The organism is Curtobacterium sp. MCPF17_021, assembly GCF_003234605.2.
Classification (GTDB): Bacteria; Actinomycetota; Actinomycetes; order Actinomycetales; family Microbacteriaceae; genus Curtobacterium; species Curtobacterium flaccumfaciens.
The window spans coordinates 396,306-413,074 of the sequence record NZ_CP126252.1; the positions used below are offsets into that span (position 1 = coordinate 396,306).

16 protein-coding genes are annotated in these 16,769 nt (G+C 71.4%); 5 read left to right on the forward strand and 11 right to left on the reverse strand.

Translation table 11 applies throughout. The features are described from left to right. Nucleotides 1-2: 2 nt before the first annotated feature. The 5 genes from DEJ29_RS01980 to DEJ29_RS02000 all read right to left on the reverse strand — a co-directional run bounded on the left by DEJ29_RS01980 (nucleotide 3) and on the right by DEJ29_RS02000 (nucleotide 4,923). Entirely contained in the window at nucleotides 3-977 is a 975-nt protein-coding gene (locus DEJ29_RS01980; protein ID WP_181438127.1) for a sugar phosphate isomerase/epimerase family protein, read from the reverse strand. A 153-nt stretch (nucleotides 978-1,130) separates the two neighbouring features. Beyond that, a complete protein-coding gene (locus DEJ29_RS01985) occupies nucleotides 1,131-1,814 on the reverse strand; it encodes a fumarylacetoacetate hydrolase family protein (protein ID WP_111094323.1) in 684 nt (227 codons plus the stop codon). A gap of 33 nt (nucleotides 1,815-1,847) precedes the next feature. Then, nucleotides 1,848-2,063 (reverse strand): hypothetical protein, encoded by a 216-nt coding sequence (locus DEJ29_RS01990; protein WP_110865597.1) that lies wholly within the window; start codon nucleotides 2,061-2,063, stop codon nucleotides 1,848-1,850. Then, the gene (locus DEJ29_RS01995) at nucleotides 2,044-2,373 is read right to left on the reverse strand and encodes a hypothetical protein (RefSeq protein WP_111094322.1); all 330 of its coding nucleotides are present in this window, start codon (nucleotides 2,371-2,373) and stop codon (nucleotides 2,044-2,046) included. Before DEJ29_RS01995 ends, DEJ29_RS01990 begins: the two co-directional genes overlap by 20 nt. A gap of 93 nt (nucleotides 2,374-2,466) precedes the next feature. Beyond that, the gene (locus tag DEJ29_RS02000) at nucleotides 2,467-4,923 is read right to left on the reverse strand and encodes a phosphoketolase family protein (protein WP_111047858.1); all 2,457 of its coding nucleotides are present in this window, start codon (nucleotides 4,921-4,923) and stop codon (nucleotides 2,467-2,469) included. Between the two features lie 195 nt (nucleotides 4,924-5,118). Here DEJ29_RS02000 and DEJ29_RS02005 point away from each other — a divergent pair, with 195 nt between their 5' ends. Beyond that, nucleotides 5,119-5,802, forward strand: a complete 684-nt coding sequence (locus DEJ29_RS02005) for a hypothetical protein (RefSeq protein WP_110865654.1) — start codon at nucleotides 5,119-5,121, stop codon at nucleotides 5,800-5,802. 418 nt (nucleotides 5,803-6,220) lie between these two features. On the opposite strand, the gene DEJ29_RS02010 is transcribed toward DEJ29_RS02005, so the two are convergent. Beyond that, complete coding sequence (locus DEJ29_RS02010) at nucleotides 6,221-6,823, reverse strand: DnaJ family domain-containing protein (protein ID WP_111094320.1); 603 nt, start codon at nucleotides 6,821-6,823, stop codon at nucleotides 6,221-6,223. A 46-nt stretch (nucleotides 6,824-6,869) separates the two neighbouring features. Continuing rightward, complete coding sequence (locus tag DEJ29_RS02015) at nucleotides 6,870-8,690, reverse strand: glycoside hydrolase family 15 protein (protein WP_111094319.1); 1,821 nt, start codon at nucleotides 8,688-8,690, stop codon at nucleotides 6,870-6,872. A gap of 459 nt (nucleotides 8,691-9,149) precedes the next feature. On the opposite strand from DEJ29_RS02015, the gene DEJ29_RS02020 reads away from it, so the two are divergent. The 4 genes from DEJ29_RS02020 to DEJ29_RS02035 all read left to right on the forward strand — a co-directional run bounded on the left by DEJ29_RS02020 (nucleotide 9,150) and on the right by DEJ29_RS02035 (nucleotide 13,373). After that, nucleotides 9,150-10,316 (forward strand): RtcB family protein, encoded by a 1,167-nt coding sequence (locus tag DEJ29_RS02020; RefSeq protein WP_071404876.1) that lies wholly within the window; start codon nucleotides 9,150-9,152, stop codon nucleotides 10,314-10,316. 127 nt (nucleotides 10,317-10,443) lie between these two features. Then, complete coding sequence (locus DEJ29_RS02025) at nucleotides 10,444-11,277, forward strand: DUF1206 domain-containing protein (RefSeq protein WP_111039758.1); 834 nt, start codon at nucleotides 10,444-10,446, stop codon at nucleotides 11,275-11,277. A 79-nt stretch (nucleotides 11,278-11,356) separates the two neighbouring features. Then, the gene (locus DEJ29_RS02030; RefSeq protein ID WP_111094318.1) at nucleotides 11,357-12,232 is read left to right on the forward strand and encodes an SMP-30/gluconolactonase/LRE family protein; all 876 of its coding nucleotides are present in this window, start codon (nucleotides 11,357-11,359) and stop codon (nucleotides 12,230-12,232) included. A 70-nt stretch (nucleotides 12,233-12,302) separates the two neighbouring features. Beyond that, nucleotides 12,303-13,373, forward strand: coding sequence for an alpha/beta fold hydrolase (locus tag DEJ29_RS02035; RefSeq protein WP_111094317.1), 1,071 nt, complete (start codon nucleotides 12,303-12,305; stop codon nucleotides 13,371-13,373). Nucleotides 13,374-13,493: 120 nt separating this feature from the next. On the opposite strand, the gene DEJ29_RS02040 is transcribed toward DEJ29_RS02035, so the two are convergent. The 4 genes from DEJ29_RS02040 to DEJ29_RS02055 form a co-directional block, all read right to left on the reverse strand. Beyond that, nucleotides 13,494-14,687: an NAD(P)/FAD-dependent oxidoreductase gene (locus tag DEJ29_RS02040; RefSeq protein ID WP_111094316.1), complete on the reverse strand. Its 1,194-nt coding sequence runs from the start codon at nucleotides 14,685-14,687 to the stop codon at nucleotides 13,494-13,496. Nucleotides 14,688-14,718: 31 nt separating this feature from the next. Next, a complete protein-coding gene (locus tag DEJ29_RS02045) occupies nucleotides 14,719-15,519 on the reverse strand; it encodes an SDR family NAD(P)-dependent oxidoreductase (RefSeq protein ID WP_111094315.1) in 801 nt (266 codons plus the stop codon). A gap of 8 nt (nucleotides 15,520-15,527) precedes the next feature. Further along, nucleotides 15,528-16,034 (reverse strand): Dps family protein, encoded by a 507-nt coding sequence (locus tag DEJ29_RS02050; RefSeq protein ID WP_017886495.1) that lies wholly within the window; start codon nucleotides 16,032-16,034, stop codon nucleotides 15,528-15,530. A 113-nt stretch (nucleotides 16,035-16,147) separates the two neighbouring features. Next, nucleotides 16,148-16,660: a MarR family winged helix-turn-helix transcriptional regulator gene (locus tag DEJ29_RS02055; protein ID WP_111094314.1), complete on the reverse strand. Its 513-nt coding sequence runs from the start codon at nucleotides 16,658-16,660 to the stop codon at nucleotides 16,148-16,150. Nucleotides 16,661-16,769 lie beyond the last annotated feature (109 nt).

A 16,769-nucleotide genomic window follows, 5' to 3' on the forward strand; every position in this document is an offset into this window, starting at 1 on the left:
ACCTACGCGGGCGTCCCTGTGTCGGCGTCCCGCCGGCGGGCTCCGTGCGTCGGGTCGTGCCGGCCGGTGTGCGGTGGCTCGAAGTCCACCGCGGACGTCGGTGCGGGCGTCGAGGGCATCGCCGGGGCGGCCGGCGCGCCGAACGCGTCGGCGGCGTCGAGCACCGCACGGGTGGCGGCCACGGCCGTCCGGAGCGCATCGCGGACGGGCATCGCCCGGTGCGCCGGGGTCCGGACCTCGACGCCCCACGGCTCGTCGAACCCGAGCTCGCGCACGGTCCGCACGAAGCCGGGCAGGTCCCACGCTCCGGCACCGGGCAGGTACCGTGCCGTCCGGGACTCGTCGGCGAGGGTCATCCCGCTCGGGGTGTGCAGCAGCCCGTCGCTCAGCTCGACGGCTGCGAGGACCCCCGGTGCGACGCCCTGCCGGATCGACGCGAGCGTGGAACCGCCGCGGAGCGCGTGCATGGCGTCGATGAGCAGGCCGCCGTTGGGGTGTCCGGCAGCGGCCACGAAGCGGGAGGCCCGTTCGATCGTGGGCAGGTTCGACCACGGTTCCGGTTCGAGCACGAGCTGCGCTCCGACCGCCTCGGCCTGGTCGGCGAGCACGACCCAGTCGTCGGCCATCGTCGCGGGGGAGGCTCCGGGCAACGAGGTGTCGGCGCGCGCCACCACCTGCCAGGCGCTCAGCGTCGCCGCGGCCTCGAGCACGACCCCGCGGTCGGCGTCCTCGTCCTGGGTGCGGCTCGTGCACGTCCACCACCGGTCGAGTGGTCCGAGCTGGACCCAGACGATGCCGGCGGCGTCGAGCATGCGGCGCAGCTCGGCGAACCCCGTCGTCGCGCGGACCTCGTGCAGATCGTCGAGGGACAGCGACAGGCCGGCGAACCCGGCGGCGCCGACGGCGTGCACGCGGTCACGGATGCTCTCGTCGCCCGCCCACGTCCAGGACGTGGCGAGCAGGTCGTGTTCCAGCACGGTCGTACCTCCGGCAGTCCCGAGGTGTCCGCGTCGCCCCGTCGCGATGCGCCGCCCCGTGTCCGCCGCGGGCCCCACCCGCGACGATGCCCAAGACTTACCCGTACTGCCTGCGAACGCTCCCAGCCCGTCGACACATCGCCGACACGTGCTTCAGACGATCCGGGTCCGGACCTCGCCGACGCCGGCGATCGTGCCGACGAGCACGGCGCCGCGTTCGAGCACGCCGACACCGTCAGGAGTGCCGGTCATCACGAGGTCGCCGGGCGCGAGCGCCACGGACCGTGACAGCGCCGCGATCGTCTCGGCGACCGACCAGATCTGGTCGGTCAGGTCGCCCGACTGCCGGAGTCCCTCGTCCACCGTCAGCTCGATCGCGCCGCTGGTCGGGTCTACCCCCGCCGCCGGGGTGAGCACGCCGATCGGTGCCGAGGCGTCGAAGCCCTTGGCCGTGTCCCACGGGCGCCCGAGTCGCTTCGCCTCGGCCTGCAGGTCGCGGCGGGTGAGGTCGATCCCGACGGCGTACCCCCAGACGTGTGCGAGGGCGTCGGCGACTGCGATGTCCGTGCCGCCGGTGCCGATCGCGACGACCAGCTCGACCTCGTGCTCCAGTTGCTGCGTCAGCGGTGGGTACGGGGTGTCGGCCCCGTCGACCACGACCGCGTCTGCCGGCTTGGTGAAGAAGAACGGCGGCTCGCGGTCCGGGTCGTGGCCCATCTCGCGGGCGTGCGCGGCGTAGTTCCGGCCGACGCAGAACACACGGCGGACGGGGAAACGCGCGCCCGTCGTCGTGGGCACGGTCGGGAGGTTCGGGGCCGGGATGACGAGTTCGGTCACGGTCCCAGCGTGGCAGGCTCGCAGGGCATCGGTTCAGCTCTCACCGAAGGACGCCTCGTACTTGAGCTTCCGCGCCCGTGCGCGCTCCTGGCGTTCGCGCCATTCGATGCGCGCCTGACGGAGCTCTTCCTCGGCGCCCTTCGCCCGCATCATGGGCCCGTAGTGCGGGTCCGCCAGCAGTGCGGGCGTCGTCATTTCACGTCCGTCGAGCCAGCGCTTGAAGTCCTTGTCACTCAGCTTCGAGATCATCGTTCGCTCCTTCGATCGTCGCTGCGGTCAGGTCGTCGAGTGCCTGGCCGACCCAGCGGTCGTCCGCGGTCGTCCAACTGCGGGTCACCAGCGCAGCGGACATCACACCGGCGGCCGCGCGCTGTCCTTCGTCGTCCGAGGTCGCCCGGTCGGCGACCCACGACCAACGCTGCCACCACAGGTCGCGGTGCGCCGAGAACTCTGCATTTCGCCGTCCTGCGCGCCCGTCGAGCACCGAGGCGACGAGCGCACCCAGCGCGACGGACGCGCTCGTGACCGACACGAGCGCGCTGATCCAGCCGATGTCCATGCCGGAACCCTGACAGCACGGAACCGGCCACGCGGCGGGCGTGACCGGTCCTGTGGAGGGCGCTCCGGGCCTCCAGGCCTGTGGAGGAGTGCGTCAGTTGCCGGGCGCGGCCGCCTCGGTCTCGCCCGCACCCGGGTCGCCGCCGGTCCCGCCGCTGGCGGGCTCGTCCTGCGGCCAGCCCGCGAACTCCCAGCCCGCGAGGGACGGGTGGTCCTCGCCCTTCGTGTACGCGAACGTCCGCGCGGCGTCACGCGCCTCGGACAGCTTCGTGAGCAGATCGGCGTGCGCCTCGGCGTCCACCCGCGTCAGGGCGTCGTGGGCCAGGGCGAATCGGTCCATCTCGTTGCGCATGAGCATGTCGAACGGTGAGGTCGTCGTGCCCTGCTCGAGGAACCCGTGCACGTGCAGGTCGTCGTGCCCGTTCCGGCGGTACGTCAGCTGGTGCACGAGGGTGGGGTACCCGTGGAACGCGAAGACCGTGGGCGTGCCGGGCAGGAAGAGCGCGTCGTACTGCTCGTCCGGGATCGGGTGCTCGTGCTTGCGCGGGTCGCCGAGCGCCAGCAGGTCGACGACGTTGAGCACGCGGACCCCGACGCCGGGAGCGTGCTTCCGGATGATGTCGGTGGCGGCGATCGCCTCGACCGTGGGGACGTCACCGGCGCAGGCGAGCACGACGTCGACCTTCCCGACGGCCTGCTCCGTGCCGGCGAAGTCCCACACGCCGAGTCCGGCCTGCGCGTGCGCGACCGCGTCGTCGAGGGACAGGAAGACCGGCTCCGGGTGCTTGCCCGCGACGATCACCTCGATGCGGTCTGTGGTCTCCATCGCGTGCGCGGCGACGGCGAGCAGCGTGTTGGCGTCGGCCGGCAGCTTGATCCGGACGAGGTCCTGCTGCTTTGACGCGACGACGTCGAGGAACCCGGGGTCCTGGTGGGAGAACCCGTTGTGGTCCTGTCGCCAGACGTGCGACGAGAGCAGGAGCGACAGGTTGGACACCGGCACCCGCCAGTCGATGTCGGTCGACGACTCCAACCACTTGGCGTACTGCCCGACCATCGAGTCGATGATGTGGGCGAACGCCTCGTAGGTGTTGAGCATCCCGTGCCGACCGGACAGCACGTACCCCTCAAGCATCCCCTCGAGCAGGTGCTCGGACAGGACCTCGGTGACCCGTCCGCGTGCGGCGAGGTGCTCGTCGCCTGCGGCGCGCTGGGCTCGCCAGACGCGCGAGGTCACGTCGAAGACGGCGTCGAGCTTGTTCGAGATCGTCTCGTCCGGGCCGAACAGCCGGAAGGTCGAGGCGTTCTTCTCGATGAGTGCGGCGAGCCAGGGGCCGAGCGTGCCCGTGGCGGATGCCGTGGAACCGGCCTCGACCGCGTACGGCTCGAGCGGCGGCCGGTCGAGCGCGGTCCGCAGCCGTCCGCCGTTGCCGTGCGGAGTGGCACTCATCCGCTCGTCGCCGGTCGGACGGATCGTGGTCATGATGCCGACGGGGTGGCCGTCCTCGTCGAAGAGCTCCTCGGGGCGGTACGAGCGCATCCACTCCTCGAGCTGCGCACGGTGGCCGTCGTCCTCGCGCACCGCGGGCAGCGGCACCTGGTGTGCCCGGAAGGTCCCCTCGACCTGTTCGCCGTCGACCTCCTTCGGGCCGGTCCAGCCCTTCGGGGTGCGCAGCACGATCATCGGCCAGCGCGGACGCAGGTCCGCGGCACCGGCGGGCTGCCCCGCGGCGGCGCGGGCGGCCTGGGCGCGGGCAGCGGCCTGGATGTCGTCGATGCCGGCGAGGGCACGTCGCAGGGCACCGTCGAACAGGGCGTGCACCGCGTACGGGTCGTCGTCGACGCGGCGGGAGTCGACCACGATCGGGTCGTAGCCGAGCCCGCGGAAGTACGCGGTGAGGTCCTCGTCAGGAATGCGCGCCAGGACGGTCGGGTTCGCGATCTTCCAGCCGTTGAGGTTGAGGATCGGCAGCACGGCGCCGTCGGACACCGGGTCGAGGAACGTGTGCGCCTGCCACGAACCGGCGAGCGGACCGGTCTCGGCCTCACCGTCACCGACCACACACGCGACGACGAGGTCCGGGTTGTCGAGCGCCGCACCGTAGGCGTGCGACAGCGAGTAGCCGAGCTCACCACCCTCGTTGATGGAGCCGGGGGTCTCCGGGGCGGCGTGGGAGGGGATGCCGCCGGGGAACGAGAACTGGCGGAAGAACCGCTGCAGGTCGACGTCCTGGTACAGCTCGTTCCACGTGCCGTCCAGCCACGCGTTCGCGTTCATCGCCGGACCGCCGTGCCCCGGGCCGCAGATGTACAGGAACTCGCGCCCGGTCTCCGTGATCAGCGCGTTGCAGTGCGCGTACACGAGGTTCAGTGCGGGGGAGGTGCCCCAGTGGCCGAGCAGCCGCGGCTTGACGTCGTCGGGTTCGATCGGCCGGCTGAGCAGCGGGTTGTCCAGCAGGTAGATCTGCCCGACCGTCAGGTAGTTCGCGGCGCGCCACCAGGCGTCGACCGCCCGGAGCCGGTCGGTGGTGGAGATGTGTGCTGGAGCCATGGGTACACGGTACGAAACACCGGGTTGCTGCACCTCAGGAAACTCGTCCCAAACCGTTCGGGCGGGGGCGCCGAATGACTTGCACAGGGCAAAAGCCCAGGGCGCTCTCCGGTCACAGTTGGCCGGTACTCAGTATGTGCACAGTGCACATTCGGCCACCGGCCGGAGCGCCTCTAGAGCAAAGGACTGATCACGATGCGTAAGAGCCTCAAGACCTCCATCACCCTCGCCACGACCGGCGCCCTCGTCCTCGGCGGTGCCGCGTTCGGGATCTCCTCCGCCCAGGCCGCGACCCCGAACGTGCACACGGTGTCCTCGTCGTCCGAGTCGAAGATCCCCGCACCCGTCGCCTCGGTCCCCGAGGTCCTCGGTGGCTCCACCGCCGTGAAGCTCGACTCCGGCTTCACCGACGCCCTCACCGCCCTCAAGCTCACCCCCGGCGTCTCCGGCGACGCAACCCTCGCTGACGGGTCGGTGTCGTTCCCGATCACCGCCGGGTCGGTCACCTACTGGTCCCCGGATGGCAACTACCGCCCGTACGTGCAGGGCCTGCTGAACCACGACGACTCAGGGCTGACCCTGAAGGCCGGCGACACCACCGTCACGCTGGAGAACTTCGTCGTGAACCCCGGCTCGTCCAAGCTCTACGGCGACGTCCTCGTCAACGGCAAGGTCGCCGCGGCCAACGCGTTCCTGTTCGAGCTGCACGGCGGCTCCCTCAAGCCCCTCCAGCTCGAGGGCGACAACGCCATCCTCACCGGCACCACCGTCCACATCAGCGAAGACGCCGCCGGCCTGCTGAACAAGACCTTCGGCACCGACGCCGTCAAGCGCGGCCTCCTCGTCGGCACCGCCACCATCACCGCACAGATCAAGTAACACCCCGCACCACCACAGTCGGCCCGGACCACGCAGCAGCGTGGCCCGGGCCGACTTGCGTTTCGCGGGCCCGCGCCGAGCAGAACCAGGCGTACCTGCTGGAACCGGGCGTACCCGGCGGAATCGGGCGTACCTGCTGGAACCGGGTGTACCTGGTGGAATCGGGCGTACCTGGTCGGTTCTTTCGACCAGGTACGCCCGTTCTTGCGAACCAACACGCGCGCGATGGGAAAGAACGGGCGCACAGACGGACGGGAGGCCCAGTGCCAGCTGGCACCGGGCCTCCCGTCCGTCAGGTGCGGACGCCGGGCCGGCGGCCGGCGTCGTCACGGGCTGGACGACACCTCACGGGCTCACGTCCGCGAGAACTGTCGCTGAGCGCGAAATCCCGCCCCCGGCCACCGCGCCGCGCCACCGCTCAGCGGCGCCGCCACCACCGCCGCGGCTTCGCCTCGAGCCGCGCCTGCTCCGCAGCCCGCGCGGCCGAAGCCATGCGCACCTCGCGGCGCTCCCGCCAGGCGAGCACCTCGGCCTCGACGTCGCGCATTGGCGTCACCACCGGCGGCCCGCCGAGCAGCTGCCGCCGGGCCTCTTTCACCCGCGCGTTGAAGTCCACCAGGACGTCCCGCACGTCGGACTCCAGCGACAGCGCGTCGAGTGCGTCGTCGAGGTCGGCGTCCTCGGTCCGCAGCGCCAGGGCCGGCGGCGCGATGCCCCGGATGTCCTCACGCTCGATCTTCGACTTGATCCACCAGTCCGGGTCGTGCTGCCCGTCGAGGCCCGGCAGCGGCTTGCCGTGGTACGGGTTGCCCTCGAAGACCCCGCGGCGCTCGGCCTCCGCGATCTGGGCCCGGGCGTGCGCCGCGACGTCGGCGGCCTTGAGCAGCCGACGTTCCTCACGTTCCGAGCGCACCTCGTCGGGGTCGAGCGACCCCCGCTCGATCTCCTGGTCGACGAGCTGCTGGTAGCGGTAGCGCGCGGCCCTGCGGAGCCGGTCCATCCGTGCATCGACGTCGTTCATCGTCAGACCATGATGCCCCGCCCCCCCGACGGTTCGTCCAGCCCGGTCAGGACTTCTCTGAGACTTCTTCGATGGTCAGCGCGGCCTGGATGAGCGCCAGGTGCGACAGCCCCTGGGGGATGTTGCCCATGAAGTCCCCGTCGACGGCGCTGAGCATCTCGCTGAACAGGCCGACGTCGTTCGCCTGCGCGACCATGTCGTCCATCAGCTGCTTCGCGTCGTCGACCCGTCCGACGCAGGCCAGGGCCGCAGCGAGCCAGAACGAGCACGCCACGAACGGCGATTCCTCGTCCTGGATGCCGGAGTACCGGTACACGAGGGGGCCGTGCTGCAGCTGCTCCTCGATCGCACGGATCGTGGACTCCATGCGCGGTCCGCGGTCGAACGCCGACATCGCGTGCAGCAGGATCGAGCAGTCGAGCGCGTCGGTGCCCGGGTACATGACGTAGTGGCCGAGCTCCTCGTTCCACCCGTTCTCGGCGACCCAGTCCTCGATGAGCTCGCGGTTCTCGATCCACTTCTCGCGCGGGCCGTCGATCATCCCCGCGTCGTGCAGCTCGACCGCGGCGTCGAGCGCCTGCCAGCAGCCGATCTTGCTCGTCGTGTAGTGCTGCGCCTCCTGCAGCTCCCACATGCCCGAGTCGGGCTCCACCCAGCGGTGGCACGCGTCGTCGGCCAGGTCCTGCAGCACCGAGGCCGTCTTGCGGTCGAGCACGTTGCCGGCCCGGACGTACTGCCGCATGATCTCGAACACGTCGCCCCAGACCCCGAGCTGCAGCTGGTCACCGGCGCGGTTGCCGATCGTGACCGGCCCGATGCCGTTCCAGCCCGGGACGTCGCGCTCCTCGACGGTGTCGCTCTTCGACCCGTCGAGTCCGTAGAAGATCGGCATCGTCTCGTCGTGCTCGGCGATCGTGCGCATCACCCACGACACGGCGGCGTGCGTCTCCTCGCGCAGGCCGAAGCGGGTGAGCGCGTGCACCGTGTACGCCAGGTCGCGCACCCAGGCGAACCGGTAGTCCCAGTTCTTCCCGCCGGTGCGGTCCTCGGGCAGGCTCGTGGTCGGTGCCGCCGCGATCGCGCCGGTGGGGGCGAAGATCAGGAGCTTCAGGGCGAGGGCGCTGCGCTGGACGGCGTCGGACCACGGCCCGTCGTAGCGGAACTCCTTCGACCAGGTCGACCAGTTCTCGATCGTGCGGTCGATCCCTTCGAGCGTGCGGTCCGGCTCCGGCAGGAAGATCGGTTCGTCGTGCGTGCCGACGATGGTCAAGATCGACTTCGAGCCCTCGGTCGTCGAGAACCGCCCGGAGAACCGGGGCCCGTCGTCGTGGACGGGTTCGAAGCCCTGCTGGACGATCGCGATGGTCACGCCGTCGACGCCGATCACCGTGCCGTTCGCGGTGTCGAGTCGGCGCGGTTCCGCGGTGCTCAGGATCGTGCCGGGCACGACCGCCCACTCCATCTCGACGGAGCCCTCGACCCCCTGCACGCAGCGTCCGATCTCGGCCCACGGCAGCCGTCCGGCCACGCCGGTGACCATGGCGTCGGTCACGGTGGCGGTGCCGGACGGGGTCGTCCAGGTCGTCACGAGCACGTTCGTCCCCGGCAGGTAGGTGCGGGACGCCTGCGCGTGGTCGTCCACCGGCCGCAGTGCGACGTGTCCGCCGTGCTCGGCGTCGACGATGCTCGCGAACACCGGCGGCGAGTCCATCGACGGGATCGGCAGCCAGTCGATCCGGCCGTCGAGCGCGATGAGGGCGACCGTCCGACCGTCACCGATCGCGCCGTACGAACGGAGCGGGACGTACCCGTTCGTCCGTTCCTCGTTCTCGGTCGCGTCGGGGGTGTCTCGCGTGCGCTCGGTCATGCGTCCAGCCTGCCCCGGCCCCGGCGGCGACCATCAGGCGGACGTACCCCTCGTGGAGAACGCACCCCGGGCCTCCAGCGTGTGGAGAACCGACGCGGACCAGCCGACACGCCCACGCGACTTGCGCATCCCGGGCGTGTCGCACTAGCGTCGTGCTCCTGCCGATCGGCAGACCGCCCGCCCCGGGCACACCGGAAGGACCGCGCATGCGCGCCGTGCAGCACAACGAGGAACGCGTCGAGCTCCAGCTCGCCGCGGCCGCCGTGCTGCCCGAGCAGCAGTGGTCCCTCCGCTATCCCGCGTAGGCACGCGACGTCCCACGACGCCCCGTGCCCACCCGGCCCGGGGCGTTCGTCAGCACCGCTTCCTTCCGTCCGCCACGTCCGGCGACGACCAGGAGGCTCGGCGTACGACCGTCTCGGACCGTCACCTCGACCGTCACGAAAGCGAGACGACTCCATGAAGAAGATCAACGACCGGCTGCTGAGCTGGGCCTCGATGCTCGAGGACAACACCGAGCAGCAGGCCCGCACGACCGCGCGCATGCCGTTCGTGTTCCCGCACCTGGCCCTCATGCCCGATGCACACCTCGGCCTCGGGGCCACCGTGGGGTCCGTCATCCCGACCCTCGGCGCGATCATGCCGGCGGCCGTCGGCGTGGACATCGGCTGCGGCATGATCGCGGTCCGCACGCAGTTCACCGCCACCGACCTGCCCGCCGACCTGCAGGGCCTGCGCGAGCAGATCGAGCGCGCGATCCCGCTGTCGGCCGGTGCGTCGAACCGGAAGATCGTGGCGACCGCCGCACCCCGGATCGCCGAGCTCGAGGCGATGGCCGAGACCGCGGGGTTCGACCCGGACGGCGTGCACGGCGGGTGGCGGAACCAGCTCGGCACGCTCGGGTCCGGCAACCACTTCATCGAGGTCTCCCTCGACGAGCAGGACCGGGTCTGGCTCTTCCTGCACTCCGGGTCGCGGGGCGTCGGCAACAAGATCGCGCAGCGCCACATCAAGGTCGCCAAGAAGGCGATGGAGCGGTGGTGGATCCAGCTGGCGGACCCCGACCTGGCGTACCTGGTCGAGGGCACGCCGGAGTTCGACCGGTACATCGCCGAGCTGCGGTGGGCCCAGCACTTCGCGCTGCTCAACCGCGAGGAGATGATGGACCGCGTCGTGCGGCAGCTGTCGGAGGCCGTCGGCACGCCCGTCGACGAGCGCGAGCGGATCAACTGCCACCACAACTTCACGCAGCGTGAGACGCACTGGGGCAAGTCCGTGTGGGTCTCGCGCAAGGGTGCGATCCAGGCGAAGGCCGGTCAGCCCGGCCTCATCCCGGGGTCGATGGGCACCGCCTCGTACGTGGTCGAGGGGCTCGGCAACAAGCCCTCGCTCGAGTCGTCCCCGCACGGTGCGGGCCGGCTGTTCTCGCGGAGCGCTGCCCGGCGGACCTTCACCCACGAGCAGCTGCGCGAGGCGATGGCCGGCATCGAGTACCGCGACACCGACGCGTTCCTCGACGAGATCCCGGCGGCCTACAAGCCGATCGACCAGGTCATGGCGGACGCCGAGGACCTCGTGTCGATCCGGCACACCCTGCGGCAGGTCGTCAACGTGAAGGGCGACTGAGACGCGCCCACCGACGGACGGGAGGCCCGTGGCGGCACCGCCACGGGCCTCCCGTCCGCCACGGGGCGGACCGCACGGCCCGGCGCGCCCCGGACAGGACGGCACGCGTCGGGCACGCTGGGCCGTGATGAGCGACACGGCGGAGCACGCAGCGAAGGAAACCGGACGACAGGTCCGGCGGGCGGCCGACAGCCGCTGGTTCGAGGTCACGGCACGCGCCGGGTTCGTCGGCAGCGGCATCGTCCACCTGCTGATCGGGTACCTGGCGATCCTGCTCGGGATCGGCAACGCGTCCTCGGGCGGCGAGACGGACCAGTCCGGTGCGCTGCAGCAGATCGCCGCGGTCCCCGGCGGGGTGTTCCTGCTCTGGCTGATCGCCGTCGGCACGGCCGCACTCACCGTGCGTCTGGTCGTCGAGGCGATCGTCGGCGGCCGTTCCGACACCACCCGTGGCTGGCTCGCCCGGCTGAAGGACGTCGCGAAGGCCGTGGTCTACGGCGTGATCGCGTACTCGGCGGCCTCGTACGCGCTCGGAGCCGGCTCGAGCTCGAGCAGCTCGTCGCAGAGTGCCGCGGCGAAGACCCTGGCGACACCGGGCGGGGTGTTCGTGCTGGTCCTGGCCGGGGCGATCGCGGTCGCGGTCGGCATCGGCCTCGTGGTGATCGGCTGCCGCCGGTCGTTCCGCAAGCAGATCACGCGACCGTCGGGCCAGCTCGACCGCGTGGTCACCGTGCTCGGCGTCGTCGGGTACGTCGGCAAGGGCGTCGCCGTGGTCATCGTGGGCGTGCTCATCGCCGTCGCGGGGCTGCAGAGCGACCCCGACCAGGCCACCGGCCTCGACGCCGCGTTCGACGCGGTGCGGAGCATGCCCGGTGGGGTGTTCGTCCTCGTCGCGATCGGCATCGGGTTCCTGGCCTTCGGCGTCTACAGCTTCTTCCGTGCGCGGTTCGCCCGCCTCTGACCCGCCGGCGCTGCCGCGCTACCCGCCGACGCACGCACGCCTGAACGGGCACGGACCACCCCCGCGGTAGACGGGGTCGATGAGCACCAACGTCACGACCGGCCCCGCGACCGTCTTCGCCGACGCCCGAGCGGTCCTCGCCGAGAGCATCGTCTGGGACCCGTCCGCACAGCTGCTCCGGTGGGCCGACATCACCCTCGGCACCCTCAACACCGCTGAGGCCGACGGCACCGTGCGCTCGAGCGTGCCGCTGCCGCCCCCGCTGGCGAGCTTCCAGCCCCGGGCCTCCGGCGGGTTCGTCGCGGCCCTCGGCGACACCGTCGTGGTGACGGACGAGCAGGGATCCGTGGAGCGTGAGATCACCCGCGTCACCCACAGCACCTCGGGCAACCGGTTCAACGAGGGCAAGTGCGACCCGTTCGGCCGGTTCCTGGTCGGCAGCATGAACGTGACGACCGGCGAGCCAGACGCAGCGCTCTACTCGATCGAGGCCGACGGCACGACCCGGGTGCTCCGCGGCGGCTTCGGCGTGACGAACGGCATGGAGTGGTCGGAGGACGGCAGCACGATGTACGTCACCGACACCAGCGCCTCGACGGTCTTCCGGGGGTCGTACGGCCCGGACGGCGAGCTCGGCGAACTCGAGCCGTTCATCGTCGGTCAGGCGCACGACGGCCTGGTCCGCGACGACGAGGGCTGCTTCTGGAGCGCGATCTACGGCGGGTCCCGCGTCGAGCGCTACGGGCCGGACGGCTCGCACCTGGAGACGGTGGAGCTCCCCGTCGCCAACCCGACGTCGGTGGCGTTCGGCGGCCCGGACATGTCGACGCTCTTCGTCGGGACGGCCCGCGAGAACCTCACCGAGCAGGACCTGGAGCAGGCGCCCCGGTCCGGGGCGGTCTTCGCGGTGCCGACGACGGTGCACGGGTTCCCCGCGAACACCTTCAGCGGCTGAGTACGTCGTCGTCGCCCGCGCGGACGGCGGCCGGGTATCCTGGGCGACCGCCCGACCGGAGGAGACCCACGTGGACGACGAACGCCAGGCACCCCGGCCGGACCCGGCCGGGGAACTCGCCCAGGCCGAGGACGCCGACGTCACGGTGCAGGTGGACCGGGTCGCGGTCGACGGCACCTACGTCCGGGTGAGCTCGATCGGTGAGCCGGGCGAGCGGGCCTTCGTGCTCGTCGCGGGGCTCGGCATCGCCTCGACCTACTACGAGCGGCTCGCGCCGCACCTCAACGAGAACGGGCCGGTGCACGCGCTCGACCTGCCGGGCTTCGCCGGAGTCCCGCGGTTCCGCGGCAAGGTCTCGATCGAGCGCTACGCCGACGCGGTCGAGCGGGTCATCGACGACCTCGGGCTCCAGGATCCGGTCCTGGTCGGGCACTCGATGGGCACCCAGGTCGTCACCGAGGTCGCCGCCCGCCGTCCAGGGATCTCCGACCTCGTGCTCATCAGCCCGGTGGTCGACTCGTCGGCACGGACCGTGCGGCAGTCGGCGTTCCGGTTCCTCCGGTCGACGCTGCACGAGCCCGCCGCGGTCCGCTGGCACGGCATCACGGCGTACGCACTGTGCGGCTGGCACTGGTTCCGGAAGGTCCTGCCGCGGATGATCGCGTTCCCGATCGAGGAGCGCGCCGCCCACGTGCAGGCCCGCACCCTGATCGTCCGCGGTGAGCACGACGCGATGGTGCCGCGGGACTGGGTCCGTCGGCTGGCGCGGGTGTTCCCGTACGCGGTCCTCCGCGAGGTCGTCGACGGCGCACACTCGGTCATGCACGCGCAGGCCGACGCGGTCGCGCGGCTCGCCGTGGCGCACGTCGACCACCGGATCCCCGACCGGGGCGTGTCGTCGCTGCAGCGGGTGCGCGACGACTCGACGTCGTCGGACCTGGCGCGGCTCAGCCCGGGGGACGCCTGGTTGCTGGTCAAGTCGCGCTTCATCGAACTGTTCGGGATGGCCCGGAACGACGACGAGACGCTCGAGGCTGCCAAGTCCGCGCACGCCGTCGCGATGGCGGACGGCGACGACCTGCCGGTCGACCCGGCGGACCGCCGTGCGGTCGTCGACGAGGTCGCCCCGGAGTCGAAGTAGCGGGCGCGGTCGGACCAGCGTCCGCCGCGATCTGCGGGTGACCGCCTGGAGGCCCGGTGCCGGTCCGACGGACGGGCACCGGGCCTCCAGGCCGTCGCGACCAACGCGACGAGCGAGCGGTCAGGGCGTGATGCGGCCCGGCAGCATGTCGGGCGTCAGCGCGTTCGCCTCGGCGAGGACCTTGCGGGCCTCGTCGGTCTTGTCCCACACGTTCCAGAGCAGCACGCCCCGGACCGTGTCGTCGTCGTCCAGGTAGTAGACGACGCCGGTCACGGTGGGGTCCTGCCAGTCCTCGACCGTGTGGAGCTTCGAGCTGACCTGCCCCACGGCCTCGTACCCCATGTCGAAGACGTCGGAGTAGAACATCGGCGTGTGGTCGTAGGTCTCATCGGCGTCGGCCAGGTTGCGGCCTGCCTGCCGACCCTGCTGCTGGGCGTTGTCGACGTGCTCCACCCGGCGGGTGCCGAGGATCCGGTCCGGGTACTCGGCGACGTCACCGGCGGCGAACACGGAGTCGTCGTCGGTGAGCAGCGTCGAGGTCACCACGATGCCGTCGCGGACGGTCAGTCCGGCGTCGGCGGCGAGCTGCGTCGCGGGTTCGATGCCGAGCCCGGCGACGACCGCGTCGGCCTCGACCACGGAGCCGTCGTCGAGCGTCAGCCGCACGCCGTCGGCCGTCTCGGTGCCCTCGGACACCCGGCGGCCGGTGCGGAGCTCGACGCCGTGGTCGACGAAGCGCTGCTGGAACGCCCGTGCCAGGTCCTCCGGGAACATCCGTCCGCCGACGACCTCGTCCGGGTCGACCAGCGTGACGCGTGCGCCGTTCTGCACGATGCCCGCCGTGATCTCCTGACCGATGTACCCGCCGCCCACGACGGCGACGTGTGCTCCGGCGTCCGCGAGTTCACGCAGCCGGCGGTAGTCCGACGCGCTGCGGTAGTCGAGCACGCGCGCCGACGGGGACAGCCCCGGCAGCCCGCGTGGCTTCCCGCCGGTCGCGAGCAGGAGCCGCTCGTAGCCGTGGGTCGCGCCGTCGGCCGTCGTGACGGTCTTCGCGGCACGGTCGATCGCGGTGACCGCGGTTCCCAGGACGAACTGCGCCCCGGTCTCCTCGGTGTGCAGGTCGACCTTGTCGTCCCAGCTGAAGTCCGGGTCGGTCCAGAGCTTCTTCGAGAGCGCGGGCCGGGCGTAGGGTCGGTCGACGTCCTCGCTGAGAATGCCGATCGACCCGTCGGTGTCGAGCTCGCGGATGCCACGGGCAGCGGCGTCGGCGACCATCCCGCCGCCGACGATGAGGTAGCGGAAGTCGGTCATGACGCCTCCTGGCGGTGCTGTGGTGCCACGATCAGATCGTGGCGACCGAGCCGGAGTCGACCCGGTAGTTGGCGCCGTTCACGAAGCTGGCGAGGTCGGAGCACAGGAAGGCCACGACGTTCGCGACCTCTTCCGGCTCGCCGCGGCGCTTGAGCTCCATGTACGGCCGCTCCTCTTCGAGGAAGCTGCCGATGGCCTCGTCGAACGAGGTCCCGCGCTGCTTGGCCCGCTTGTCCATCATCGCGTCGGTCATCGGCGTGTGGATGAACGCGGGGGAGACCGTGTTCACCAGCAGGCCCTCGGAGGCGTAGGAGCGCGACAGTCCCTTCGCGAACGAGAGCACCCCGGCCTTGGCGGCGCAGTAGGGCAGCTCGTCGTCGTACGGCTGCGAGGCGTCCTCGGACACCAGGTAGACGATGCGTCCCCAGCCGCCCTGGCGCAGGTCGCCGATGAACTCGCGGGTGATCCGCACCGGCCCCATCAGGTCGATGTCGATCGTCTCCGCCCAGCCGGCCTCGTCGATCTCGTGGAACATGCCCTGGGCGCCGGTGACGCCCGAGGACTGCACCAGGATGTCGATCTCGCCGACCGCTTCACGCACCTTGTCGTGCAGGGAGGCGAGGCTCTCGGCGCTCCGGACGTCGGCGGCGAAGGCGTGCAGCTTGCCGATCGGCGCCTCGAGCTGGTCCGCACTGGTGTCCAGACGGCTCTGATCGATGTCGGTGACGACCACGGTCGCACCCTCTGCCAGGAGGATGCGCGCCGTGTTCCAGCCGATGCCGGAGTCGCCGCCGAAGACGAGCGCGGTCTTGCCCTGGATACCGAGGTCCACCCGGGCCCCTACGCGTGTGCCGACGCGTCGGCGACGGCGGGCGTGGTCGCGGAGGCCAGCGGGGTGCTGGGCGCGCGGTTCTCGGCGGAGACCATCCACGCGAGCTGCTCGAGGCGCTCGATGAAGCCGTGGAGCAGGTCCGCGGTCGTCGGGTCCTCTTCGTCGACCTCGTCGTGGACATCGCGCATGGTGCCCGTCGCCTGGTACAGCCGGAGCGTGACCTGGTCGATGGCGTCGTGCGTGGTGATCTCGCCCGAGGGGAACGCGTCGAGGTGGCTGCCCGCGGAGACGGTCGCCGAGCGGCCGTCCGGCACGAGGTACAGCGCACGCATGCGCTCGGCGGTGTCGTCGGCGAACTCACGAGCTGCGTCGACGATCTCGTCGAGCTGCAGGTGGAGGTCGCGGAAGTTGGTGCCCAGGATGTTCCAGTGGGCCTGCTTGCCCTGCAGGTGCAGGTCGATGAGGTCCACGAGGACCGCCTGGAGGTTCTTGGCCATCTTGTCCGAAGCGTGCATGGTTGTGGCTCCTTTCGCGTCGGTGTGACCGTTCCGGTCTACGCGGTGCCGCAGTGCACGCTCTCAGTGCGCTCGGAGGCAGCGTCCCCCGAGGTCGTTCGGTGCAGGGCTGCTCAGTGCGACGGCGCGGGGTCGACCTGGTCGACGGCGTCGCGCATCTGCTCCAGGAAGCCGGCGACGATCCGCGCCTCGGACGCGGGGAGCCCCTCGGCGATCGACATCATCCGGCGGTGCATCACGCCGAGCGTGGCGCGGACCTCGTCGTCGGTCTCGGTCGTGGGCGTGATGACGAGGGCCCGGCGGTCGGTGGGGTGTGGGTCGCGGCGGACGTGGTTCGACCTGACCAGGCGGTCGATGAGGATGGTCGTCGAAGCCGACGAGATCTTGAGGTACGCGGCGAGGTCCTTCGGGCTCACGGCGGTGCCGGAGCGCTGCGCCTGCAGCAGGAAGCGCACGGCGAGCAGGTCGGTCTCGCCCATGCCCATCGAGTCACGGGTCCGGCGGCGCATGGCCGTCTCGGCGGATCGGTACCGGCGCAGGGCGTTGAGCACGGCGACCCCGCGTTGGGTCGCGTCGTCGTCCGGGAACCAGTACCCGGACGCCTCGGTGATCTCCTGCGTCGACATGGCGTTCAGGGTAACCCGTCTCGTATCTCGGTCGTCTAGCGGACTCCCGGGTTCCGCCACGACCGGTGCGTCCGCACCGTCCGATGCGTTCGCAACGACCGTTGCGTCC